The organism is Anaerobacillus alkalilacustris (assembly GCF_001866005.1).
Classification (GTDB): domain Bacteria; phylum Bacillota; class Bacilli; order Bacillales; family Anaerobacillaceae; genus Anaerobacillus; species Anaerobacillus alkalilacustris.
The window spans coordinates 53,937-77,909 of record NZ_MLQR01000050.1; the positions used below are offsets into that span (position 1 = coordinate 53,937).

At 34.4% G+C, this 23,973-nt stretch carries 24 protein-coding genes and 2 pseudogenes; 6 read left to right on the forward strand and 20 right to left on the reverse strand.

From position 1 onward, the window contains the following. Positions 1-99: 99 nt before the first annotated feature. The 15 genes and pseudogenes from BKP37_RS17865 to BKP37_RS17925 form a co-directional block, all read right to left on the reverse strand. The gene (locus tag BKP37_RS17865; RefSeq protein ID WP_071310986.1) at positions 100-1,101 is read right to left on the reverse strand and encodes an SDR family NAD(P)-dependent oxidoreductase; all 1,002 of its coding nucleotides are present in this window, start codon (positions 1,099-1,101) and stop codon (positions 100-102) included. A 323-nt stretch (positions 1,102-1,424) separates the two neighbouring features. Next, positions 1,425-2,804, reverse strand: coding sequence for a capsular polysaccharide export protein, LipB/KpsS family (locus tag BKP37_RS17870; protein WP_071310987.1), 1,380 nt, complete (start codon positions 2,802-2,804; stop codon positions 1,425-1,427). A gap of 68 nt (positions 2,805-2,872) precedes the next feature. Then, positions 2,873-3,493 carry a pseudaminic acid biosynthesis-associated methylase gene (locus BKP37_RS17875; protein WP_071310988.1) on the reverse strand — a complete coding sequence of 207 codons (621 nt, stop codon included), beginning with the start codon at positions 3,491-3,493 and terminating at the stop codon, positions 2,873-2,875. 15 nt (positions 3,494-3,508) lie between these two features. Next, positions 3,509-3,772, reverse strand: a pseudogene (locus tag BKP37_RS17880) (polysaccharide biosynthesis protein); the annotation flags it as partial. Between the two features lie 31 nt (positions 3,773-3,803). Next, entirely contained in the window at positions 3,804-4,583 is a 780-nt protein-coding gene (locus BKP37_RS17885; protein ID WP_071310990.1) for a glycosyltransferase family 2 protein, read from the reverse strand. Positions 4,584-4,610: 27 nt separating this feature from the next. Next, on the reverse strand, positions 4,611-5,066 hold the full coding sequence (locus BKP37_RS17890; RefSeq protein WP_071310991.1) for a dTDP-4-dehydrorhamnose 3,5-epimerase family protein: 456 nt from the start codon (positions 5,064-5,066) through the stop codon (positions 4,611-4,613). Further along, entirely contained in the window at positions 5,063-5,911 is an 849-nt protein-coding gene (rfbD, locus tag BKP37_RS17895) for a dTDP-4-dehydrorhamnose reductase (RefSeq protein ID WP_071310992.1), read from the reverse strand. Before rfbD ends, BKP37_RS17890 begins: the two co-directional genes overlap by 4 nt. Then, positions 5,912-6,891: pseudogene (gene rfbB / locus BKP37_RS17900) on the reverse strand (dTDP-glucose 4,6-dehydratase). Positions 6,892-6,913: 22 nt separating this feature from the next. Beyond that, a complete protein-coding gene (locus BKP37_RS17905; protein ID WP_071310993.1) occupies positions 6,914-7,636 on the reverse strand; it encodes a sugar phosphate nucleotidyltransferase in 723 nt (240 codons plus the stop codon). A gap of 23 nt (positions 7,637-7,659) precedes the next feature. After that, positions 7,660-8,016 carry a DUF1360 domain-containing protein gene (locus BKP37_RS17910; RefSeq protein WP_071310994.1) on the reverse strand — a complete coding sequence of 119 codons (357 nt, stop codon included), beginning with the start codon at positions 8,014-8,016 and terminating at the stop codon, positions 7,660-7,662. A 308-nt stretch (positions 8,017-8,324) separates the two neighbouring features. Further along, complete coding sequence (locus BKP37_RS19490; protein ID WP_084034865.1) at positions 8,325-8,405, reverse strand: YjcZ family sporulation protein; 81 nt, start codon at positions 8,403-8,405, stop codon at positions 8,325-8,327. Between the two features lie 293 nt (positions 8,406-8,698). Next, positions 8,699-10,105 carry a peptidoglycan-binding protein gene (locus tag BKP37_RS17915; protein ID WP_071310995.1) on the reverse strand — a complete coding sequence of 469 codons (1,407 nt, stop codon included), beginning with the start codon at positions 10,103-10,105 and terminating at the stop codon, positions 8,699-8,701. Between the two features lie 323 nt (positions 10,106-10,428). Then, positions 10,429-11,217 carry an enoyl-ACP reductase FabI gene (fabI, locus tag BKP37_RS17920; RefSeq protein WP_071310996.1) on the reverse strand — a complete coding sequence of 263 codons (789 nt, stop codon included), beginning with the start codon at positions 11,215-11,217 and terminating at the stop codon, positions 10,429-10,431. A 494-nt stretch (positions 11,218-11,711) separates the two neighbouring features. After that, positions 11,712-11,858: a hypothetical protein gene (locus BKP37_RS20245; protein WP_169823186.1), complete on the reverse strand. Its 147-nt coding sequence runs from the start codon at positions 11,856-11,858 to the stop codon at positions 11,712-11,714. Between the two features lie 33 nt (positions 11,859-11,891). Next, entirely contained in the window at positions 11,892-13,964 is a 2,073-nt protein-coding gene (locus BKP37_RS17925; protein WP_342707807.1) for a cation:proton antiporter, read from the reverse strand. 220 nt (positions 13,965-14,184) lie between these two features. On the opposite strand from BKP37_RS17925, the gene prpE reads away from it, so the two are divergent. Then, the gene (gene prpE, locus BKP37_RS17930; protein WP_071310997.1) at positions 14,185-14,925 is read left to right on the forward strand and encodes a bis(5'-nucleosyl)-tetraphosphatase PrpE; all 741 of its coding nucleotides are present in this window, start codon (positions 14,185-14,187) and stop codon (positions 14,923-14,925) included. A gap of 32 nt (positions 14,926-14,957) precedes the next feature. Further along, entirely contained in the window at positions 14,958-15,410 is a 453-nt protein-coding gene (locus BKP37_RS17935; protein WP_071310998.1) for a hypothetical protein, read from the forward strand. Between the two features lie 27 nt (positions 15,411-15,437). Here the strand turns inward: BKP37_RS17935 and BKP37_RS17940 are convergent, their stop codons facing one another. The 4 genes from BKP37_RS17940 to BKP37_RS17955 all read right to left on the reverse strand — a co-directional run bounded on the left by BKP37_RS17940 (position 15,438) and on the right by BKP37_RS17955 (position 18,337). Further along, entirely contained in the window at positions 15,438-16,331 is an 894-nt protein-coding gene (locus BKP37_RS17940; protein ID WP_071310999.1) for an RluA family pseudouridine synthase, read from the reverse strand. Between the two features lie 19 nt (positions 16,332-16,350). Beyond that, on the reverse strand, positions 16,351-17,142 hold the full coding sequence (locus tag BKP37_RS17945) for an NAD kinase (protein ID WP_071311000.1): 792 nt from the start codon (positions 17,140-17,142) through the stop codon (positions 16,351-16,353). A 110-nt stretch (positions 17,143-17,252) separates the two neighbouring features. Continuing rightward, entirely contained in the window at positions 17,253-17,885 is a 633-nt protein-coding gene (gene yjbM / locus BKP37_RS17950; RefSeq protein ID WP_071311001.1) for a GTP diphosphokinase, read from the reverse strand. 62 nt (positions 17,886-17,947) lie between these two features. After that, positions 17,948-18,337: a UPF0738 family protein gene (locus BKP37_RS17955; protein WP_071311002.1), complete on the reverse strand. Its 390-nt coding sequence runs from the start codon at positions 18,335-18,337 to the stop codon at positions 17,948-17,950. A 291-nt stretch (positions 18,338-18,628) separates the two neighbouring features. On the opposite strand from BKP37_RS17955, the gene BKP37_RS17960 reads away from it, so the two are divergent. From BKP37_RS17960 to BKP37_RS17975, 4 genes are all read left to right on the forward strand, one after another. Continuing rightward, complete coding sequence (locus tag BKP37_RS17960; protein ID WP_071311003.1) at positions 18,629-19,213, forward strand: CYTH domain-containing protein; 585 nt, start codon at positions 18,629-18,631, stop codon at positions 19,211-19,213. A gap of 45 nt (positions 19,214-19,258) precedes the next feature. Continuing rightward, on the forward strand, positions 19,259-19,885 hold the full coding sequence (locus BKP37_RS17965; RefSeq protein ID WP_071311199.1) for a lytic transglycosylase domain-containing protein: 627 nt from the start codon (positions 19,259-19,261) through the stop codon (positions 19,883-19,885). A 162-nt stretch (positions 19,886-20,047) separates the two neighbouring features. Next, positions 20,048-20,431, forward strand: coding sequence for a globin domain-containing protein (locus BKP37_RS17970; protein WP_071311004.1), 384 nt, complete (start codon positions 20,048-20,050; stop codon positions 20,429-20,431). A gap of 27 nt (positions 20,432-20,458) precedes the next feature. Then, positions 20,459-21,367: a ClpXP adapter SpxH family protein gene (locus tag BKP37_RS17975; protein WP_071311005.1), complete on the forward strand. Its 909-nt coding sequence runs from the start codon at positions 20,459-20,461 to the stop codon at positions 21,365-21,367. A 718-nt stretch (positions 21,368-22,085) separates the two neighbouring features. Here BKP37_RS17975 and pepF read toward each other — a convergent pair. After that, positions 22,086-23,906, reverse strand: coding sequence for an oligoendopeptidase F (pepF, locus tag BKP37_RS17980; protein WP_071311006.1), 1,821 nt, complete (start codon positions 23,904-23,906; stop codon positions 22,086-22,088). Positions 23,907-23,973 lie beyond the last annotated feature (67 nt).

Below are 23,973 nucleotides of genomic sequence, written 5' to 3' on the forward strand. Positions count from 1 at the left end.
TAAACCTTACATTCTTAAATCCACGTTTCCTAATAACAACAACTTATTCTTTCATCACTTAAAATATTTGCAGTAAATAAAAATTCTACTAAACTACTTTTAAATTAAATTTTCACTTTTAAAAAGTGAACGTACTTCCTCAAGTGATATTGGTTTCTGATCTTTAGAACTATATGTTCCATGTATTGCTCTTGTTGCATTTTCATAGGTTTCTTGTTTTCCATGCATCCCTGGAATAATAAACATATCATTCATGTCCCAAGCATTTATCGATTCATCATAAGTCATTAATTCCTCATACATTTTTTCTCCCTGTCTTAAACCAATTTCCTCAATTTCTACTTTCTCTTTCTGGTTATACTTTTTACATGTTTCTTCAATAACTACAGTTACTAAGTCCCCCAACCTAATCACTGGCATCTTTAACACAAATACTTCTCCGCCTTTTGAGTGTTTAAGAGCTTTAATTGTTAAATTGGTTGCTTCACTTAATGTCATCATAAATCTACTCATGTTTAAATCCGTAACAGTCACTCGTTTATTCTCTAAAATTTGCTTGATAAATAAAGGAATGACTGAGCCTCTAGAGCCTAAAACATTTCCAAATCTTACACTCGTAAAAGTTGTTCTTCCTAGTCCTTTACTGTATTGTGCGGCTGATATCAACCGTTCAGCTGTAAGTTTCGTTGCACCATACGTATTCGTTGGCGAAATTGCTTTATCTGAGCTAGTAAATATGACCTTCTGTGCACCTTGTATAGTTGCAGCTTTAATTACATTATATGTTCCGTTAATATTCGTCATTACAGCTTCGTATGGATTATATTCACATGATGGAACATGTTTCATAGCCGCAGCATGGAAAACGTAATCGATGTCCTCCATAGCACTATATACACGTTCATAATTACGTACATCTCCGATCAAGAAGCGAAGATCCTTTCTATTCCCATACTGATTTTGTAATTGATATTGTTTATATTCATCTCTACTAAAAATTCGAACAACATTTGGCTGTTTCAATAGAATATGATTCAGCAAACTTTGACCAATTGTTCCAGTTCCTCCGATAATTAATATTTTTTTATCTTTAAAGGACACTGTATACCCTTCTTTCTGTGTGATTTTATGCACAAATGCTATTTTTTATATAATTTTCTTAAAATTGAAAATTATTGGTATCTAATATCTTATTATATTTCCTACTATGGATAGAAGGAACATGGACAAATATGGAAATTCAACATATGCGTGCGGAAACTTTGGAGAATTAGTTCTACTGACGTTTGATAAATTATATTTTTAAACTAAACGACTACACGTAATGCGTGTAGATTTTTCGTAGGTGGACTAAACCACCTACGAGTAATTTCGGCTAAGCCGACTGAAAGAAGCGTTTCATTTGATTAGTTAAATATAAATTGTTAGCTGGTTAGTTCCTTTATTAAATTCACTAATTTTATACCTGATAATTTTTGCGGATAAGATTGGTCAATAAACCTCCGCCTTAAATTTGCCATTTCTTTTTGCATCTCTTTATCTTTACTAAATTGGATTATTGTCTTGACTACCTCAGTTTCATCCAAATTAAATTTACCCATTCGATCAAAATATGGATACATAGGATTTTTAATAATAAAAATAGGTTTTTGAAATAATATAGCTTCTAATCCAACGGTTGAAGCGCTTTGTATGACGAAATCGATATTATTAAAGAGGTCATATAAATTAACATTTCTAGATAGGATAAGATTTACAGAATGATACGTTGAGCTAAGTTCTTCATAATCAGTACACTTCTTTTTTCCAACCTCCCAAGGATGAGGTTTTACAATAATGTTAAATTGCGGAAGTTTAGCAAGTGATTTTATCACTTTCACCCACATCATCTGATTTATGTGATTTGTCGTTATTAACACATTTATTTTCGTAGAATCCAATTCTTTTTTTGAGGGAAATTTCCTCGTGAAAATTTGATCGAAACGAGGATGGCCAATGATTTCAACTTGACTTTCTGGTGTTCCTCGTTCTTTATACCAATCTTTTTCATAATATCCATAAACAGCAACTTTTGTTGTAAATACAGGAAGATAGGCTTCTTCTCCCATGATTAAACCGTGCTGCATACAAATACTTGGTATTCCTTTCACTCTACAAAGAATTACCAGCATCCGACTATTAATATCTTCTATTGTTCCTACAACTAGACACTTAACCGAAACCATCTCTAAATATTTTTCGATAGTATTAAATAGTCTTATCATTGTGGGTATTAGTGCCTTAAATTTTTCTTTGAAAAATTGATTTCCAAATACAATATGATTAACATGTTTTGAAAAAATAGTCTCTGCTTTTTTTACTATTGAAGTCTCTAAATGCACATCACCTAGGTCTTGATAATCAGAAAGTGAATGATAGGGAATGCCTAAATCATTACTAACTCTCGGTTTTTTTCGAGTTAAGATTGCTGAAGGAGATGTTGTAAAATGCTCTTTAAAGGTTTCAGCTGGAAAACGTATATAATCATGATTTAAAACGATTAATCCTTCTGGATCTACTTTAGAAGTTTGGTTATTCGGCAAGAACTTCTCAAAAAATGGTTGGATTTCCTCTTTTTTGAAATTATTGTATTTTAAATTTTTACCGAAAGAATCTTGATACATATCATTTTTTATCGTTTCTTCAATAAATTGATAGAAATTAATTAATAAAGGTAATGGAATATTTTTATAAGTTAAGCTTTTGAACACTTCCATAAACTCCATGTATAACAGCCAATAATGTTTTAAATAAGTCTCTTTCATGTTCTCCCCAATCCTTTTTTCTCCTACAATTCTCTGCATTAACTAATGTTGAGGAGAAAAAATAGCGTTTATTCTTTTTCAAGTAAAAACCAAGTTATATCGTCCTGTGGAAAATAATTATCTTTATGATAAACAAAACCATAATCTACTAGTCTTACATTGTTATATTTATTTAGAAATTCACCACAGAAATCTCTTTTAAATAATTTTTCTTTGTGACCTCTATAATCTACTTCAACTGGAGTAGGATTATAATATTCGGCGATACAAATATATCTTTTACTCGTTTTGTACAATATTTCATAAACATCTGACAAATAACTAGGGTTTATATGAATTAATACCCCTTTTATCAAAGTGAAATCTCTTTGGTAATCAATTTGAAAATCGTGAATTGATTGACTATATACATTTTTTATCCAACTATATTGCTTTAATTCCGTAACTGCTTTTTTATTTATTTCCAATGCTGAATATTCAGCTAAAGGTAATAATGAATGTATAGCTTGTAAATTTAATCCAATATTAGCACCAAATTCAATAACAGATTTTACACTATCGGTTTTAGAAAGAATTTTTGCGAATAATGCTATATTATTAGCATTATTGTTTAAGTTATTATTTCTCTTAATATATTCCTCACCAAATTCCTCTGACCAAAATTTTTCTTGTTCTGTTCTATACCCCACTTTGGACCTCCTTTATTATTTCCATTTAAAGATCTCTAAAATTAAATTTTCTTGCGCTAAAAGTGTCTCACCATACCTCCTACTGTATTGAGTTGCTGAAATTAGTCGCTCAGCTATAAGTTTTGTCGCGCCATACGTATTTGTTGGCACAATTGCTTTATCAGAGCTAGTAAATAAAACCTTTTTAACATTTTGCATTATTGCTGCTTTAATAACATTATACGTTCCGTTAATATTCGTAGTGACTGCTTTCTGGGGGCAAACGTGCATGAATGGAATTCATGAGGATTAATTCATTTGATTTCTTCATTCATTCCATTCCCCCCCTTTGATACGTTCTTAAATATTCACGCAATTCCGTACAAGTTCGTTGTGGAGGTAACTGTTCAACAAATTTATTCTTCTCTTGTGCAAATAACTGATGGTGTATAGAAGTTTCTGTAATATAATTATCATCTAATTCCTCATTAAGAGGGTGAAAGGGCCAAAAATGATTTAATCTCCAGAAAAATCTTGCATCCCCTACCCGGTAAAATTCTGGGTTCTCATCCCAATAAGAACCCCATTTATCGTAAACATCTTGTAAAATAGCTTTACGATGCATGATTGAACAATGATCAATGACACATGAAGCTAACCATTGTACTTGTTTCGCTGGTCTAATCACTTCCTTTAAGACATTTTCATATTTGTCAATATGTGATGTCTTTGAAGCTGAATAAACAATATTAGAATTTGGGTGCTCCTCTAAATATCGAATCATCTTCTCAATTCGTGTTGGACGATAGATATTATCATCTGTAGCGTATGAAATAAATTCTCCTTTTGATTTAACTATCGCTTCGTTTATTAATACTGCATATCTTACTTTTTTTACCCTTTCACTTATCTCTTGTATATTACTCTGATAGTACTTTATTCTCTTGTCAATTAAATAAGGTCTTATAACTTCTTGAGTTTCTTCATTTGAGTTATCATCCATTAACAATAATTCAAAATCAGTAAATGTTTGGTTTAATACTCCTTCAATAGCTTTTCCTACAAATTTCGGTTTGTTGTAACTAGTCATTATGATAGAGACTCTTGGCAATTAGGTTCTCTCCTTTCTTAATAAAATCTAACGATTCTTCGTCGTCCAATCAAAACTAATCCGCATATCATCAAAAGGAATTCGCTTCTCATCAGGATTTTTCGGGTCATATTCTGTTGATGTAAAATAAACAATTGTTGCAGGGGTGTTTCCTAACACACGATACCCGTGTGCGACTCCCTTTGGAATTAATAGAACGATAGGATTTTCTTCTCCCATATAAAGGACATCAGTGGTGCCAAATGTTGCCGAGCCTTCTCTTAAATCATGAAGAACTACTTGAGCATTACCACTAGGGAAATACCAAAGATCATCTTGATGATCATGATAATGAAAAGCTTTAATAACGCCAGGATAACTCATTGAAACTGAGGCTTGAGCAAACGATTCAAGTAGCCCTTCACTATCACGGAAAATTTCCGCAAAAAAGCCGCGATCATCACAATGCTTTGTGAGCCGTTTAACCTTAACTCCTTCGATCATTTAGCCAACTCCTTTTTCATAAATTCATGCAATGCGCTTTGCCAAGATCTCGGCATTTTAATTCCTTCAGTTTTTAATTTTTTACATTCCATTACAGAATAACTAGGTCTTATAGTAGCTGCACCATATTCCTTTGTTGTGATCGATATGACAAGAGTGGGATCATTACCAACCTCTAAAAATATTTCTCTAGCAAACTCATACCAGCTACAAGAGCAATTGTTACTTACATGATAGATCCCATACCCTTTATTAAAAATCCGGTGAATAATTTCAACGAGATCTTTCGTATACGTTGGCGAACCGACTTGATCATTGACCACCTTTATTTCTTTTTGCTGTTTGGCTAAATTGATCATCGTCTTTACGAAATTATTTCCACCATGACCGTATAGCCAAGAAGTTCGGATAATATAACTTTCTTGTAAAGTTGAGCGAACTAATCTTTCACCTAACCATTTACTCGCACCGTAAACCGATATTGGATTTGGCGGATCGTCTTCATTGTAAGGAGTTGATTTGTCACCACTAAATACATAATCTGAACTTATATAAACCATTTTAGCACCAATTTTTTTAGCTTCACGTGCTACATAAAAGGCTCCTAGTGCATTGACTTCAAAAGCTGTTTTTTTGTTAAATTCAGCTTGATCGACATCAGTATACGCTGCTGCATGAATAATAATATCTGGTCTAATTTGCGAAATTTTTGTTTCGACGATTGACTCCTTGGTAATATCAAGATCTATTCGTGATGTCGCAAATACACTATAGTGCTGCTTATCTAGTTGTTTTACTAGCTCTTTGCCTAGCTGCCCGTTTGCTCCAGTAATTAACACCCGCATCTAATCACCTGCTTTTATAACGTCATTAACCCATTCGCTATTTTGTTTATACCACTCAATTGTTTCAACTAGACTTTCATGGAATGAGTAGCTCGGTTTCCAGTTTAAATCTTCCTCTATTTTTGCTCGATTGATTGCATAACGGCGATCATGGCCCTTTCGATCTTCGACATACTCAATTAAATCTTCACTCTTCTCTAGATAGTTTAGAATAAACTGAATCACCTCTTTATTCGTACATTCAAAGCCGCCACCAATATTATAAACTTCTCCTGGTTTACCTAATTTGATCACGCTTTTAATCGCTCGACAGTGATCTTTAACATAAAGCCAATCACGTTTTTGAAGACCGTCACCGTATAATGGGATTTTTTTATTGTTTAATGCAGAAATGATGACTTTAGGTATTAACTTTTCTGAATGTTGATATGGACCAAAATTGTTACTGCAACGTGTAATGATGATTGGTAGATTATAAGTGTTGACGAATGAGCGAACAAACAAATCTGCACTTGCTTTACTCGCTGAATACGGATTATTCGGGGAAAGCGGATTTTTTTCAGTAAATGGATCCTCGTCATCAGTTAATGAGCCGTACACTTCATCGGTAGAAATTTGAAGCATTTTTTTGCTTTCCCCTCGAATACTGCTTGCAGAAGATTAACAGTTCCTAATACATTCGTATTAACAAACGGCAATGTATTTTCAATACTTCGATCAACATGGGATTCTGCTGCAAAGTTGATAATCAAATCATACGTCCGATCAAACACTTTTTCTAATTGTTGTAGATGACTAATATCACACTGAATAAACCGATAATTAGGGTTTTCATTGAAGCGTTCTATTGAATCAACATTTCCTGCGTACGTTAACGAATCAATATTGGTGATGCTGTTATTAGATTTACTTAAAAGATGTTCGATAAAATTTGAACCAATAAATCCAGCTCCACCTGTAATTAATAACTCTTGTCTCAATACTGTTACCTCCTACTTTTGTTTACATTAATCGTTTATAAACAAAAGAATTTGCTTGATAATAAGATTCCCACGTCCCTGCATCCACCCACCAGCCTTGCAAAATATCATAATGCAACTGCTTTTCACTTAAATACAAATTGTTTACATCGGTAATTTCTAATTCTCCACGATCCGAGGCTTGGATTGAGTCAATATATTTAAAGGCATTTTCATCATACATATAGATACCCGTTACACAATAAGGTGAAATGGTCTCTTTTGGTTTTTCAACAATGGATGAAATGACGTTGTTTTTTCCGTCTAATACAGCTGCACCAAAACGTGTCGTATTACTAACTTCTTTTAATAAAACTCGCGCTCCTCTTTTTTGTTTTTTAAATGATTGAATGTAGGGAGTAAGGGAATCTTCAAAAATGTTATCTCCTAGCATCACAATAAATTTTTCATTTTTAACAAATGATTTTGCATACGAAACTGCATCAGCAATCCCCTTTGCATCTTCTTGAACTTTATATTGTAAATTCACTTTATAATCTTCGCCAAGACCTAATAGTTGAATAAACGAACTTAAATGTTCTCGATTCGTTAAGATTAATATTTCAGATACCCCTGCTTCTTTTAATTTTATAATAGACCAATAAATCATCGGAAAAGGTCCTACTGGAAGGAGATGTTTATTCATAATTTTCGTTATCGGACTTAAACGAGAACCTGTTCCGCCTGCAAGAATGACTCCTTTCATTTTTTCACCCACCTAGTTTTCTTTTAATCTTCTACTAACTTTCCAAGAATTGTTTCGAGAAAAGAAGCTGCTCCTGCAACCGCAAAAATAAGAATGAACGGATACATGATAAATGGGTACCAAAGATATCCTAAAACGATGACTAACGAGCACCAAAATCCTGTACACCAATAGCAACTTAATAGTTCCCCAAAAAACTTTCTGATACCAGTCCCTTTTACTTGAATATAGGATGCAACAGTTCCATCAGGTAATGTTTCTTCGATAACTTCAAGAAATGGACTACGAAGAAATTGTGTGATCGTATCAAAGACAATTAATCTAGTAAGGCGAAAGCTTGCTAAGATTAGTAATAATAATTCAAGCCAACTTACACTCATATTTATCACCTTCTCTTTGAGAAAACTTTTTTTACGTAAGGCTTTAATCTTTTAACAAGTCCATCTCTATACTTAAATGAATACTCTTTTTTAGCATATGAAAGAAATTCAAGAATGAAACATCATTTTATTAAAACCAAAACATAAACCATGTCCTTTTTCGATTAAGTCGCTGTATTATCCTTCTCTTAATAAACAGTACTACCAACTTCGAAAAAGCTAAATTATTATTCTTTATAAAATGTACTCAAAGAAAGGTTGTTGAGAAAAATTCACTCAACAACCTTATAAGACATTTATCTATTTCATTACCAAACGTAAGCAGTTCCAATAATAACTAGTAAGATAAACAGCACTAAAACAAGCGCATATCCTGAAGTTTTATGCATAATTCTCACCTCCAACCTAATGTAGAGGCCGGCCTCTTACTAATATTTGTATGTAAAAAAAATTATTTTGTTTGTACTTCTCCTTAACTTTTATTAAAAATGAGATTTTTGGGCGCCATTTTTTTAAATTTCCCATTGACTTTCTACACAATGGAAATACTAGGAATGCTCTACATTAAACCACAAGACTTTTATGCTTTATAGAGGTAATAAACTAGGTTATTAAAGTCCTGTCATGTATACTATTTACTTTCAGAAAGCAAAAAAATACCCTACCAATAATGGTGGGCACCTTACATTTTATTAACTAGATTTTGAATTATTTGAGCTAACTCTCCTCTTGTCACCTGTTGATTAGGACGGAACGTACCATCTTCAAACCCTTTCATAATACCTTTGTCATGAGCGAACTTTATAGCTTTATAGGCTGAATGATTACTAGGTACATCTTTAAACAGACTATTATCAGAACTTTTCTTTTTCAACACTTCCACTAACTTCCCTAGCGTTTTAGGACCAGCGATACCATCTACTGTTAATCCATGCTTTTGTTGGAATGACCTTACTGCTGCTTCTGTTTCTGATCCAAAATCTCCATCTGCTCCAAACCTTGGTAACTCTTCTCCTACTTTTAGTAAGTCATTTTGCAGCTTTCTTACTTCTTCTCCTTTGTCTCCCTGGCGTAGAATTAGTTCTCCAGTTTTAGGGGAGGATACGGATCCTTTATCTGCGCTATTACTTAACAGTTCCGCTAACTTCCCTAGCGTTCTAGGACCAGCGATACCATCTACCGTTAATCCATGCTTTTGTTGGAATGACCTTACTGCTGCTTCTGTTTCTGATCCAAAATCTCCATCTGCTCCAAACCTTGGTAACTCTTCTCCTACTTTTACTAAGTCATTTTGCAGCTTTCTTACTTCTTCTCCTTTGTCTCCCTGGCGTAGGATTAGTTCTCCAGTTTTAGGGGAGGATACGGATCCTTTATCTGCGCTATTACTTAACAGTTCCGCTAACTTCCCTAGCGTTTTAGGACCAACGATACCATCTACTGTTAATCCATGCTTTTGTTGGAACGACCTTACTGCTGCTTCTGTTTCTGATCCAAAATCTCCGTCTGCTCCAAATCTTGGTAACTCTTCTCCTACTTTTAGTAAGTCATTTTGCAGCTTTCTTACTTCTTCTCCTTTGTCTCCTCGGCGTAGGAATAGTTCTCCAGTATTAGATATTGGAGTGGACCCTTTTGCTGAACTGTTTCTCAGTTCATTTCTTATTTTATTCATATCAATCCCTGGACATTGGGTACTTTGATTTGCAAATTCTCTATGACCTAATACATCATTCACAGAAAGATTAAAGCGATTTATCGCACCATTTGCTCTTTCTTGCCATACTTTCTCTTGAAGATCAGTAAATGAACCATTACCCACCATTGCGATATGATACGTTGTACTGTTATGACCACCTACACCATTGGTAATCACAGTTGGATCATAACAAAGTTGCACTGTACCATCTCGAAGAATGATTTCATGATAACCACCCGTAGACCAACCTAGACCTTTCCAACGATTATTCCAAAAACTCCAGAAATCTCCACCAGTAGTTGCACTATGGTGTCTAGCAATCTTCGTAATCCTTGATATATCACGACGGTTAGAGCCTTTTGGTGTTTGATTTCGAATATCTTGTATGTTCGCCATCCCCTCGACTCTCCTTTACCTATTATTCTTAAATTTTGGTAAAATTTGATACATACTCCTTTTTTATAATATTTTTATGATCTTAGAATCGTGAGCACAAGTTAATCCTAATTTTAGTTAGACAGTTAAGCTTACACCAATAATAACAGATTTTTTTTGATTAATAACTTCGAAAAATCGACTATTATTGAGTGAACTTCATCAGATAAATATAACGCAATTAGATACTATATAGGTAAATTTGCTCAATTAAATAAATGACGAAAAAAAAGCCTGTAACTTACGAACAATCGCAAATTACAGACTTTTATTAATTCAAAATTTCATTCGTTTTTCATTAAGCCAATAACATTATAACCACCGTCAACGTGAAGAATTTCTCCGGTAATTCCTCTAGATAAATCACTCATTAAAAATAGGGCAGCGTCTCCTACTTCTTCTTGTGTCACCGTTCTTCTTAACGGAGCATTTTCTTCAAACTCTTCAACAACTTTATTGAAGTCTGAAATCCCTTTTGCAGCTAGCGTACGAATTGGACCAGCAGAAATTGCATTTACACGAATCCCTTCTTGGCCAAGATCATTAGCTAAATATTTCACACTAGCATCTAATGACGCTTTAGCAACTCCCATTACATTGTAATGCTTAACTACGCGCTCTCCACCTAAATATGTAAGTGTAATAATGCTTCCGCCTTCTGTCATAAGCTCACGAGCAGCCTTAGTTACAGCTGTTAAAGAATAAGCACTAATATTTTGAGCAAGTAAAAAGCCTTCTCGTGTAGTCGCTAAATATTCTCCACCTAACTCATCTTTATTAGCAAATGCGATACAGTGGGCAATACCATGAATGACGCCTACTTCTTCTTTAATTGTGTTAAATGTAGCATCTATTTCTTCATCGCTTGAGATATCACATGATAAAACTAGATGATCTTCTCGCTCTAATGTTGCAACTAAATCTCTCACATTTTTTTCTAGTCTTTCTCCTGCATATGTAAAAATAAGTCTAGCCCCTGCTTTTGATAGCGATTGAGCTATTCCCCAGGCAATACTACGTTTATTCGCAACTCCCATTACGACAAATGTACGATTTTCTAACGATAAGTACATCGATAGTCCTCCTTTTATTTAAATACAATAAGTTGATATTAGCACTTGGTCCTAATAATTATAGCATGTACCTATAAATAAGCAAGAAGTGTTTTTTTAGAATACATTACAGTATTTTCACGATTTTAAAGTGAGAAACCAAATTTCCTTCACCTCACTTTACTTATAACTCAAGAAAAGCGCAAGGCGCCCGCCTATCGGCGACAAACACTGGAAGGTCAGCAAGTAGCGGTCTGCTCTTTGACCGCAATCTATGTGCTTCTGCGTCTGACAGCAATGCTTCGAAGTAGGCTTCCCGAAGCATTGTTTTGTGAGACGAGTAACCGCAGGAACAAAGCTGCATGAAGCTAATCGACGAAGGATCTCAAGCAGTAATTGAAGTCCGTTGCTTGACTGAAGTGACCGAGCTCGTAAGCTGCTTGCGCTAGACAGTTTCCAAGTTAAATTTTATGCTTTCTTATCTTATAAAAAAAGGTAAGAACACTTAAAGTGACTTACCCTTTACTCGTTTCAATATTACGTTTGCTAAAATGGCAATAAGAACATTCATAAATGACATTTTGATTTGATTGAGCAGTTAAAACATTCTCTAGAGCATCTCGTTTTTGACAGCTAGGACAAATAATGACGATTTCCTCCATGTACCATTCACCTCTAGAATATTTTTGCCTATATTACTGATCATATTCTCTATCTGGAAGAAATGTTGTTGGTAGAGTAGTTCCCCTTGAACCTCTAAGGTCAACCGTTTCTACTTCTTCAGGAAATATAACAATAAAATTCTCTGACGTTGATTTTGAAATTTTCCTTGGTAATTTTTCTAAATATGGATGCCAGGCAACCGTTCCACGGCGTGCACTAATGACAATTATTAACTCGTCTTTTTTAAAACGGTGTAAATAGTTTTCTTCTAAATGCATCCACTTATCTACTGTTTCTAATGTCACATCTACATCAGGCTTTTGTTCATTAACGAGCTTTCCATAATAGTTTTGATCTCCTTTTACAACTAAGCAAAGCAAAGTAGCTCCCAAACGATTAGCCATTAACTTCACAATACGAATACTCTCCTTAAATCCAGGCTTCTTACAACTTAAATGGGGTAAAATTAAAACAATTCGCTTTGTTGTGTTCAAAGGATGAATAAGCTTTGCCACTAACATCATCTGGTTTGTCTGCTCTAAAATTTGATCTAAAATCCCACCTAATATTTTTTGAGGTGTTGAAAGTTTCCCATTCCAACCTACAATTACGGTTGATATTCTCGTATCTGTCATAGCTCGAATAATTCCTGAAGCTGCATTATAATCAACTCTTGTTAAAAGACGAATTGGTATGTCAGCACCAGCTGCGTACATTACAGCATGACCAAGCATCTTTTCTGCCTCTGCCACTTTTGCTGCTTCGTCTCCCCCATTTTCTCTGACAACTGAGATCGGATACAACGGCTCATTTGATGTCGGAGTTTTAACAATAAATGCCAAATCAAATAGTCCTTCTATTGTTTTTGGATTTGCTAAAGGTATTAATATTCGTTCCGGTGCCTGACTTCGTTCATACGGCTGTTCTTCTTCAGCCTCAGCGATTTTGCGACTATATTTCTCAACTAGATATGGTCCAATCATACAAGTTACTAAAATCATAATGATAATCCCATTGACAAGAGCTAAGCTAAACAAACCTAATTCGTATCCAACAAGTGTCGCTGCTAAAGTAGCTGCTGCTTGTGGAATCGTTAACCCGTACATTAATTTAACTTCATCCTTTGAATACCGATAAATCCCTCCCGATACCCATGCTGCAGACAATTTTCCGATGTTAACTAAGACTACAATTGAGAAAGCAAAAATTAACGCTTTTGGCTCTTCAAGAAGTACTCGAAAATCCATTAACATTCCAACGGAAAGAAGGAAAAAAGGAATAAATATCGCGTTTCCGATAAATTTTATCCGATTCATTAGTGGGCCTTGTTCGAAAATTAATCTATTCAACGCTAGCCCCGCTAAGAAAGCACCAATAATCGGTTGAACACCAGCAACAATAGCTATATATGCACATACAAACAATATTGACATGACAAAGATATATTCCATCGAACCATGACTACTCATATTACGGAAAAAGAACTTTGCAATGACAGGTACTCCAAATAACACAACAAGTGAAAAAAGAGTTAAAGAACCAATTAGTTGTACCCAAAAAGTAATATTAATATCGCCTTGTTTCATCCCAGCAATAATAGCTAACACTAACAGGGCTAGTGTATCGGTCATAATTAACCCACCAACTGCGGTCGTAACAGCCTTGTTCTTCGCGACTCCAAGACGACTAGCAATGGGATATGCGAGTAACGTATGAGAACCAAGTATTGAACCGAGTAAGATCGCAGCGGGAATAGAATATTCCATAATGATCCCTAGCGCAAATCCAAGGGCAAAAGGTATCGTAAAAGACAATAAACCAAATACTAGGCTTCTGTTTCGATATTTTTGAAATCCATCTAAATCTATTTCTAAGCCAGCAATAAAAATGATATATAAAAGTCCGACAGTTCCTAATAATACAATTGTAGGGTCTCGATCTAAAATACCTAAACCATTAGGGCCAACGAAGATCCCAGCAAAAATAAGTCCAATGATTCCTGGAATTCTTAAGCGGTTCATAATAATTGGTGCAAATAAAAAAATAACCATAGCCAAGGCAAAAATAAGAACAGGATCAGTAACAGGTAATTCTAAAGTAAACAATGTATCACAACCTTTTCTTTATTACTAAACCCTTTATGTTTCATGGCAAAAACTTCTACAATCATAAAAGACTGGTATGACCTTGTCAATAAAAAAGCTATTATCCTTAGTAATTTAATTTTTACTTTAAACTTATTATTCCGTAAAGTATAGGTTATTTATAAGACTGATATGCTATAACTATAGAGAACTACATACTTTTTTAGAAAGATGGGATTACATGTTTGACGTTATTGGTGATATTCATGGCTGTTATGATGAGTTTGAACAATTAACAAAAAAACTAGGGTATAGTTGGCATGAAGGCTACCCAGTTCATCCGAAAGACAGAAAATTAGCATTTGTTGGGGACTTAACTGACCGAGGTCCTCACTCCTTAAAGGTAATCGAGATTGTCTCAAAATTAGTAAAAAATGATCGAGCGTATTATACTCCTGGTAATCATTGCGATAAATTATACCGATATTTTCTAGGGCGTAAAGTTCAAGAAACCCACGGCTTAGAGACAACTGTAGCTGAAATAAAAGCACTTAATAAAGATCAATATGCATCGTTTCGCTCATCATTCATGGAATTATATGAAAATGCTCCCCTTTATCTACTTTTAGATCAACAAAAGCTTGTCATTGCACACGCTGGAATTCGCTCTGACTACATTGGTAGAACTGATAAAAAAGTAAAAACGTTTGTGTTATATGGTGATATTACTGGTGAAAAAAATCCAGACGGTACTCCTGTGCGGAGGGATTGGGCTAAAAAACATACAAACGATAAAGCTTTTATTGTCTATGGTCACACGCCTGTCAAAATGCCTCGTCTTATTAATGAAACGATTAATATCGATACAGGCTGCGTTTTCGGTGGGACATTAACAGCATTCCGTTACCCCGAAAAAGAAACGGTTTCTGTTGCTTCTAAACAACCATTTGTACCGGAAAAGTTTCGCACGTTTGATGATTAACTAATCTTGTACATTATAGAAAGGAGAAATTAATGAGTAATTCATTAAAAATAGTAATATTAATACTGTCCATTTCTTTATTAACTGCATGTGGTAATGAACCAAACATAACTCCAAACACAGATGAGAGTAGGATCATTATTGATGATGAACTTTCCACTGTATCTTTATATGCTGTAATGAAAAATGAGAACCGTAATAAAGTGGGACCTCTCTATGCAAAATTCATTATTTATGATGAAACATTACAAGAGGCTATTGGAGCAGAAGTTATTGACTTCACATTGGGAAATGCACAGAAACAGCCTTTTTATATTGATGGTAATGAGGAGTACTTTATTTCTGAATCATTTTTATACGATGCGCAACTAGATGATGATGAACTTATTAATATGGTTGAAGTGGTGATAAGCGATGAAAACGGAATGGAAATTATCCAATTTCTTATTCCAAATGTCAAAAAACATGAAGCGCCTTTTGAATAAGGAATGCGCTTCATGTTTTTCTAACGGCTACAATTCATTTATAAGTTTATTCATATCCTCAGGTGGTTCTACGCTAAAATTTAATTCGCGTTGTAAAAACGGATGAAAAAACTGTAGTTTCCAACTATGTAATGCTTGCCGACTTATTTTTTCTATTGAACCTCCATATAGATCGTCCCCAAGGAGAGGATGGCCAATAGATGCCATATGAACACGAATTTGATGAGTCCTTCCTGTCTCAAGAATTAAACGTACGACCGTTTCCTTCTTAAGGTACCTAATGACTTTAAAATTAGTAACGGCCTCTTGACCATCTTTTCTAACCTCACGTTCAATAATACTGTCCTCTTTGCGACCTATTGGAGCGTTAATTGTGCCGTCTATTCTTTCCATTATGTTATGAACAACGGCCAAATACGTACGTTTTACTTTTCCTAGTTTTTGTTGTCGAGAAAATAAATCATGGGCATATCGATGCTTCGCTACGATAAGTAACCCAGACGTGTCCCGGTCAAGCCGATTTACAGCATGAAAAGTACTTGGAATGTTGTTGACGTCATAATAATATAGAACTCCATTCGCTAATGATCGATTAGGATGATAAATAGACGGTATTGTTGGTAGATTGGGTTGTTTGTTAATAACTAATATGTGCTCATCTTCATAAACAATCGATAAAGGAATTTGCCTTCCTTCCATACCGTCGCTACGTTCTTCAGGGGGGAAAACGACGGTAACCTCATCACCTTCATGCAATAAAGCTCTTACAGTTACCTCTTCATCATTAACACGTAACTCACCATGCTGTTTAACCGCTGTTAACGCTTGTCTAGAAATTTCTTTTACATTTCTTAAATAATCCCTTAAAAGACAATGATGATCTTTATTTTCTACTTTCCATCGCAAAATGATTCCATGCATTTAAACTACCTTCTAACCTTTACTTAATAAATGAGTCTCTCACTCTATTCCAAAATGGAAACGGTCGAAAGCGCGCAAATTTTATTTTTTCTTCAGCTACTCGACACTGAATAGATTTTACATCTTTTTCAATGATTGAAAGATGATCAATTGTGATGTGATAATCTCCTTCACTTTGTGGTTTTAATAAACATGTGTGATGCTGTGGTAAAACTAGAGGTGAACCCACCGTTCGATAGATACGATTGTTAATCGATGCCATTTCAGCCATTTGAATTGAAGATATCGAAGGGTGTAATATTGCTCCTCCTAAAGCCTTATTATATGCTGTGCTTCCTGATGGTGTTGAAATACAAAGTCCATCCCCACGAAATGTTTCAAACATTTCACCTTTGATTTCAACATCCATAACTAAAGCTCCGACCACGCTTTTTACAGAACATTCATTTAGTGCCAAGTAACGTTCAGATTTTGTTGTATCATTATGTCTTACAATGACTTCAACTAAAGGATATTCCACAATTTTAAAAGGAGTCTTTGCAATATGGATCACCAATCGCTCAACCTCTTCAGGCTTCCAATCGGCATAAAACCCAAGATGTCCAGTATGAACTCCCACAAATGCAGTATCACTCAGGCGATGAGCGTAATGATGAAAAGCGTAGAGTAACGTTCCATCTCCGCCAACAGTAATCACCATATCAGGGTTGTCAATATCGTAAACGAGATTAAATTCAAGTAGATAATTTTTTATTTTTTGCATCAAACCGTCGGACTTTTCATCCCCTCGGGAAGTAACTGCAAATTTCATTTCACTAGAACAACTCCTATTCGTTCATATGTAAATGCAAATTTTGAAAGCTTTAATAGGAACAAAGTACTTCATAGCTATAAATTTTCTTTTTTCCGTTCTATAAAAATTTAATGGTTTCTTTGCTCTTCTTCTTTTCTTCTAAAGCAAACTTGGGCCTCAAGTACTTCGCCACGAATTTGAGACATTTCTTCATCTAATTTAAACGCCGCTTCAGCTGCACTTTGTAAACGTTCAATAATATTCCCTGGAATTTCGCCACTATATTTATATAATAACGAATGCTCAATCGTCGCCCAAAAATTCATAGCCAAAGTCTTTATTTGTATTTCCACGAGGATCTTTTTTTCTCCTTCTATCGTATGCACTGGGTATCTAATAACTAGGTGATATGCACGATACCCACTTCGCTTTTTCTCAGTAATATAATCTCTTTCTTCAATGATTTCAAAATCTTTCCTTGAACGAATTAATTCTACGACACTATCGATATCTTCAACAAATTGACACATCACTCTAACCCCAGCTAAGTCTTGCATTCGTGTTTCTAACTCATCTAAAGGGATTTTTTTCCGTTTGGATTTGTCAATAATACTGGAAACCGGTTTAATTCTCCCTGTAACAAATTCAATTGGAGTATGTTTTGTAGAACACATGTTGTACTCCTTACGAATTCCCCTTAACTTAATCTTTAATTCTTCTACAGCTTGTTGATAAGGAGCCAAAAAAACATCCCAATTCATTTATCATATCACCTCATATATATCTATGTATGTGAAACTTTGTCCAGTTTTTCCTCACCTTATTAAGATTCTTTACTAAAGAACGTCTGATTAACAGCTTGTACCATTCTTTCACCATAATTGCTGTTTTCTTGAATATTAGATAGTAAATATGTAAATTCTTCTTGGAATTGAATAAATGGTATACGGTTTGTTTCATTAATTTGTAGAAATAAAGGTAACTCTTTATTTCTAGCGGTATTTAGTTCATTCCAAAACTTTTCGGCAAAACTCACATAAATAAAGTCATCCTCTACATCTAAAATATAGATAAATGACAAAAGTTCTGAATCAGTTAACATACGACCTTCAGGTTGAATTTTTTTACCTACTAAAAAATCGGATTGATCAACATATACCTTTCCTTCACGATCATCAAGTTGTATTTTTGTAACTTCAATTTTTTTAGCCATTCCTAAATCCTCCAATTAACTATTTACGCCCTTAGTGTATCATAAAATACATTTTTTCGATAATTAGAAAACTATCAATATTCGACAAATCGTAGTATGATAAAAAAAGAAAATGTACCTTGGTGACGAAACGAAAATCACTAGAAAACTTTGACTGAATGCGCTTTTTGGCCCCCGAAACGAGATGAAGTGAGGACCAAGATTGTACAAGCTAAAGGTAGTCAGTTTTACAACTAAAAAATAAGCTAATAATCACTTCGATATATTAGGCTAGCAAAGAGGTTATCAATAATGAAACAAGAAATCGAAATTGAATTTAAAAATATTGTCACTAAAGAAGATTTTTTAAAACTACTTTCTCATTTTTCTGTAAAAGAATCAGACTTTAAAAAACAAAAAAATTACTATTTTGATACCGAGAATTTTCAGATAAAAGCTTCCGGGAGTGCTCTTCGTATTAGAGAAAAACAAAATAAGTACACATTAACATTAAAGCAGCCACACAAAGTTGGACTTTTAGAAACTCATCAAGAATTAACATACGAAGAAGCCAATCGTTCCTTTAATGGAGAAGCATTACCTAAAGGGGCTATCGCTACTCAACTTTATACATCTTTTCAAATTGACTTAAGCAAATGTAAGTATTTAGGATCTTTAATAACTAATCGAGCTGAAATTTCCTACCATGGCGGAACACTGGTGTTTGATCATAGCATTTATTTAGGGGTAGAAGATTTCGAAATTGAGTATGAAGTAACCGACGAAGAAATAGGAAAAGAAATTTTCTCGGAACTCTTTATCAATCTCCAAATTCCTATCAAAAAAACAGAAAACAAAATCAAACGATTCTTTTTAAGAAAAGCTGAGTGCAAATAACTTTAGGTGGTGGAATCTTTGAAAGTCTCGACTAATTTTCAACATATGTTAGAGCTACAAGCAATTCGAAATATGCAAAAAAGTAACCAACTTAAATCAACATCTTTTGAATCCTTGTTTTCAACTTTTCTAGAAGAAAAATTAGAAAATAATTTCAACCAAACGCTTCAAAACCTTAACGTTTCAAAGAAGCTAGATCCTTCACTTTTATTATCAAACTTACATGGAACAAACAAAGTAAGCCTACCAAGGACTACAAAAGAACCACTACAAACTCTCACTACTACAGGTGAGGGAAAATACAACCACTATATTGAAGAAGCAGCAAAAAAATTTAATGTAGACCCTAAATTAATCTATTCTGTTATAAAACATGAATCAAACTTTAATCCTAATGCACGAAGTCACGCAGGGGCTCTTGGTTTAATGCAACTAATGCCTGCTACAGCTCGTGGTTTAAATGTTAATAATGTTTTCGATCCCAAAGAAAATATTGAAGGTGGAACAAAATATTTAAGACAAATGTTAGATCGGTATAATGGCGATGTGTCACTTGCTCTAGCCGCTTATAATGCTGGTCCAGGTAATGTCGATAAATATGGTGGAATACCGCCTTTTAATGAAACAAGAAACTACGTACCAAAAGTGCTCGATACTTACTTAAGTATCTGATGTTATTCCCACTCTCTTTTTAACGAAAGGGAGTTTTTAGTTCGAAATCATTCTCCTCACCAAAGGTAATTACTTAACAATATAAAGTTAGAAGCTAATTATTTGCGATGAAGTCCCCCCCTTGCTAAAATAAGGCTACACACTAGTTAAAGGAGACAACTTATGAGTGCACAGTCTAACAACCCTTTTGAAGCAATAGGTGGTAAAGAAGTAATTGATCAACTTGTCGAAAGCTTTTACAGCAAAGTACAGAAGCATCCACTCCTAGCACCTATCTTTCCTGATGATTTAACCGAAACAGCTAGAGTACAGAAGCAGTTTTTAACACAGTTTCTCGGGGGACCTACTTTATATAGTGATGAACATGGACATCCTATGCTTAGAGCGAGACACATGCCTTTTCCGATCACGCCACAACGGGCCCACGCTTGGCTTCAATGCATGAATGAAGCAATGACTGATATAGGTCTTGAAGGTCCAGTTCGGGACTATGTCTTTGAGCGCTTAACACAAACTGCACACCACATGATTAATACTAGCACTTAAAGAATGAACGAAAAGGAGGGATCTACATTGTCTTTCAATGACTCTGACTCCAATTGCAATGACAAATTAGGGTTATGCGGATCTGAAGAAGAGCATTTACAACCTATTAAACCTAAAAACAAACCATTAGAAATCTATACTTTTATAGACCCCCTCTGTCCAGAATGTTGGGCACTTGAGCCAATTCTTAAAAAGTTACAAACTTACTATTATCATTATTTTAAAATACGCTATGTAATTGGTGCAAAGTTACAGTGCTGTCAAAACAAGACGTCCAATAAAGAAAAAGCAAATGCCTGGGAAAAAACAGCAAGTAGAACAGGAATGTCTTGTGATGGTGACATTTGGCTAGAAAACCCAATTTCGACCCCCTTTGCAGCTTCTATAGCTATTAAAGCATCAGAACTTCAAGGTAAGCAGATTGGTATGAAATACTTACGGAAACTACGTGAACTTATGTTTTTAGCCAAACAAAATATCGCTAAAGAAGAAGTCCTATTAGAGTGCGCTGAAAGCATCGAAGGCTTAGATCTTGTTGAATTTAAAAAGGACCTTCATTCAAGGGGAGCAATTAAAGCACTTCAATGCGATTTAAAAACAACAAAAGAAATGGGTGTAGAGTGTTTTCCAACACTTGTAGTGTTCAATAATAACGTGGAAGATGAAGGTCTCATGGTACAAGGATTATATAATTTTGACGTTTATGTGAAAGTCCTTGAAGAGATGTATCACGAAGAACTCATTCCTTCTCCACCTGTTTTTCTTGAAGATTTTTTAAAGTACCATAATTTTGTTGCTTCAAAGGAAATAGCAGTCGTTTATGATTTATCAATTGAAGAAGTTGAAAAGGAAATGAAGAAACTTGTATTGCGCCAAATCGTAGAACGTGTCCCTGTGAAATATGGAACGTTTTGGCGTTATATTGGTGAGTTGTAATGACGAGGAGATACTAGGACAAGAAAACCTTAAACGTATTTCGTATTTAAACATGCAAAAAGGCCAGGTTGGGGAGACCTAGCCTTCATTGCATTCATTAATTGTCAAGGTTTTCCGTACACAGTAATAAAAGGGATTAAAACTTTTAAAAGGGGTTTGTGATTTCATTCACATAAACTTAGGGGGAGTTATGTGATCTTGTTCACAATTATAATTTACCTCTTTTTTGTAAGAAATTCAACCATTTCGTGAAGTATTTCACAAAATATTCACGATTAACATGACGAATAACTTGTCCATAGCTATCATAGGAATTTAATAAAGTTCAACTTTCATTCGGTGAGGATTTAATCCTTGTCTTAAAAGTGTTCTTAGACATTATTAAAGGATGGTGGGACAACTATGTATCAGATCATGTTCTTTATAGGGGTATTTTTCATCGTCATTACTTTCGTAATTTTTATCTTAAGTTTATTGGATTTTTTTCCAATCTGGCTTGCAGCTCCTCTATTATTACTTTCTATTCTATTCACCGTTCACTGCTATAACGAACGCAGACGTTTTCGTGGATTTTCATGAGAAGATTGAAAAAAGCATTTGAAAAAAGACTGTCGGTATAAGGCTTTTTGTTTCGTGCAATTGACGATCCAGCTCTTAACTAACAGTCTTTTTATATTATCAAAACTTAATTTTCATACCAAATTGATAAAGCCATAGATTACTTTTCAAACAATAATTGTTCCATTTCATTTAGTGTTTTTTCAAACACTGTTAGTGCTTCCTTAATAGGCGCTGAACTAGTCATATCCACACCAGCACGCTTTAGTACTTCAATTGGATAATCTGAACTACCAGCCTTTAAGAAATCTAAATAACGAGTTACTGCCGAATTTCCATCCTCTAGGATTTGTTTTGATAACGCCGTCGCAGCACTATATCCAGTTGCATATTGATAAACGTAGAAATTGTAATAAAAATGGGGAATCCTTGCCCATTCCATCGCAATCTCATCATCAATAATAATGTTGTCACCAAAATACTTTTTATTTAAGTCATAATATGTCTTCGAAAGTAATTCAGGAGTTAGCGGTTCTCCATTTCCAGCCTTCTCATGAATTAATTTCTCAAACTCTGCAAACATCGTTTGACGGAATACTGTTCCTCTAAACCCTTCAAGGAAATGGTTTAATAAGTATAGTTTCTTTTTCTTATCTTCTGTTACCTTTAATAAATAATCATTAAGTAACGCTTCATTACAAGTTGAAGCAACTTCAGCTACAAAAATTGAATATCCAGAATAATGATATGGCTGAGTTTTTCTTGAGTAATAACTATGAACAGAATGACCGAATTCATGTGTTAACGTAAATAAATTATTGATGTTATTTTGCCAATTCATTAAAATGTAAGGCATTGTTCCATATGTTCCAGAAGAATAAGCTCCACTTCTTTTCCCAACATTTTCTTCAATATCAACCCAACGTTTTTCAAAGCCTTCTTTAACGATATTGACGTATTCTTCCCCTAGTGGCTCTACACCTTTTATTACAAGGTCCTTGGCCTCTTCATAAGTAACTTCCATTTTTACGTCCTTAATGATTGGTGTGTACAAATCATACATATGGATTTCATCTAGCTCTAACGCTTTTTTTCGTAAGGCAACGTAACGATGTAATAAATGTAAATGATCATTAACTGTATCAACTAATTGGTCATAAACAACTTCAGGAATATTATTATTATCTAGGGCTGCTTGTCGTGCTGATTGATAATTTCTCACATTAGCATTAAATAAATTTTTCTTTACATTCCCACTTAATGTACTAGCTAACGTATTTTTATATTTCTCATACGTTTCGTAAATCGCTTTAAACGCATCTTCTCTTACTCGACGATCACTGCTTTCCATGAAGCGTATAAAACGTCCATGAGTAACTTCAATCTCTTCTCCGTTTTCGTCTTTAATTGTAGGGAACTTTAGATCGGCATTGTTTAACATTCCAAATGTATTCGAAGAACTTGCTGTCACTTCACTTACTTGAGCTAATATTGCTTCCTCACTTTCAGATAACACATGTGGTCTCTGACGATTCGTTTCATCTAATGCGTGCTTGTAAATTTTCAAGTCATCATTCTCAGCGACGAATTTAGCGATCTTTTCTTCTGGTATACTTAATAATTCTGGAATAATGAACGATGAATAATTACTAAATTGTGTGGCTAGATTTGAAGCCCTGTCGTTTAAACCTTGATAAAACGAATTTGTCGTATCTGAGTCACTTTTTAAATGAGCATAAACATACAACTTCCCTAAGCGCATGCTTAACTCATTTTGATATTTTAGACATTGATATAACTGATCACTACTTATTTCTAATTTCCCTTTAAATTCTTGTATTTTAGGCATTTCAGACTTTAATTCATTAAATTCTTTTTCCCAATCTTTATCAGTTGAGAAGATCGCTTCCACATCCCAAGTTCTTTCTACCGGGATCTCCTCACGCTTTGAAAGCTGTTTCGTTTTTGTTTGATCTGACATATAATCGCACCTCCATATAGTACAAAAAACATACTGATTCAATATATATATTCTTCGTTACTATATA

Excerpts from the sequence above, each read along its gene's own strand:
- BKP37_RS17870 (WP_071310987.1), bottom strand. The coding sequence starts at position 2,804 with ATGAAAGAGACTTATTTAAAACATTATTGGCTGTTATACATGGAGTTT.
- BKP37_RS17890 (WP_071310991.1), bottom strand. The coding sequence starts at position 5,066 with ATGATCGAAGGAGTTAAGGTTAAACGGCTCACAAAGCATTGTGATGAT.
- rfbD (WP_071310992.1), bottom strand. The coding sequence starts at position 5,911 with ATGCGGGTGTTAATTACTGGAGCAAACGGGCAGCTAGGCAAAGAGCTA.
- BKP37_RS17905 (WP_071310993.1), bottom strand. The coding sequence starts at position 7,636 with ATGAAAGGAGTCATTCTTGCAGGCGGAACAGGTTCTCGTTTAAGTCCG.
- BKP37_RS17910 (WP_071310994.1), bottom strand. The coding sequence starts at position 8,016 with ATGAGTGTAAGTTGGCTTGAATTATTATTACTAATCTTAGCAAGCTTT.
- BKP37_RS19490 (WP_084034865.1), bottom strand. The coding sequence starts at position 8,405 with ATGCATAAAACTTCAGGATATGCGCTTGTTTTAGTGCTGTTTATCTTA.
- BKP37_RS17915 (WP_071310995.1), bottom strand. The coding sequence starts at position 10,105 with ATGGCGAACATACAAGATATTCGAAATCAAACACCAAAAGGCTCTAAC.
- fabI (WP_071310996.1), bottom strand. The coding sequence starts at position 11,217 with ATGTACTTATCGTTAGAAAATCGTACATTTGTCGTAATGGGAGTTGCG.
- BKP37_RS20245 (WP_169823186.1), bottom strand. The coding sequence starts at position 11,858 with ATGGAGGAAATCGTCATTATTTGTCCTAGCTGTCAAAAACGAGATGCT.
- prpE (WP_071310997.1), top strand. The coding sequence starts at position 14,185 with ATGTTTGACGTTATTGGTGATATTCATGGCTGTTATGATGAGTTTGAA.
- BKP37_RS17935 (WP_071310998.1), top strand. The coding sequence starts at position 14,958 with ATGAGTAATTCATTAAAAATAGTAATATTAATACTGTCCATTTCTTTA.
- BKP37_RS17940 (WP_071310999.1), bottom strand. The coding sequence starts at position 16,331 with ATGCATGGAATCATTTTGCGATGGAAAGTAGAAAATAAAGATCATCAT.
- BKP37_RS17945 (WP_071311000.1), bottom strand. The coding sequence starts at position 17,142 with ATGAAATTTGCAGTTACTTCCCGAGGGGATGAAAAGTCCGACGGTTTG.
- yjbM (WP_071311001.1), bottom strand. The coding sequence starts at position 17,885 with ATGAATTGGGATGTTTTTTTGGCTCCTTATCAACAAGCTGTAGAAGAA.
- BKP37_RS17955 (WP_071311002.1), bottom strand. The coding sequence starts at position 18,337 with ATGGCTAAAAAAATTGAAGTTACAAAAATACAACTTGATGATCGTGAA.
- BKP37_RS17960 (WP_071311003.1), top strand. The coding sequence starts at position 18,629 with ATGAAACAAGAAATCGAAATTGAATTTAAAAATATTGTCACTAAAGAA.
- BKP37_RS17965 (WP_071311199.1), top strand. The coding sequence starts at position 19,259 with ATGTTAGAGCTACAAGCAATTCGAAATATGCAAAAAAGTAACCAACTT.
- BKP37_RS17970 (WP_071311004.1), top strand. The coding sequence starts at position 20,048 with ATGAGTGCACAGTCTAACAACCCTTTTGAAGCAATAGGTGGTAAAGAA.
- pepF (WP_071311006.1), bottom strand. The coding sequence starts at position 23,906 with ATGTCAGATCAAACAAAAACGAAACAGCTTTCAAAGCGTGAGGAGATC.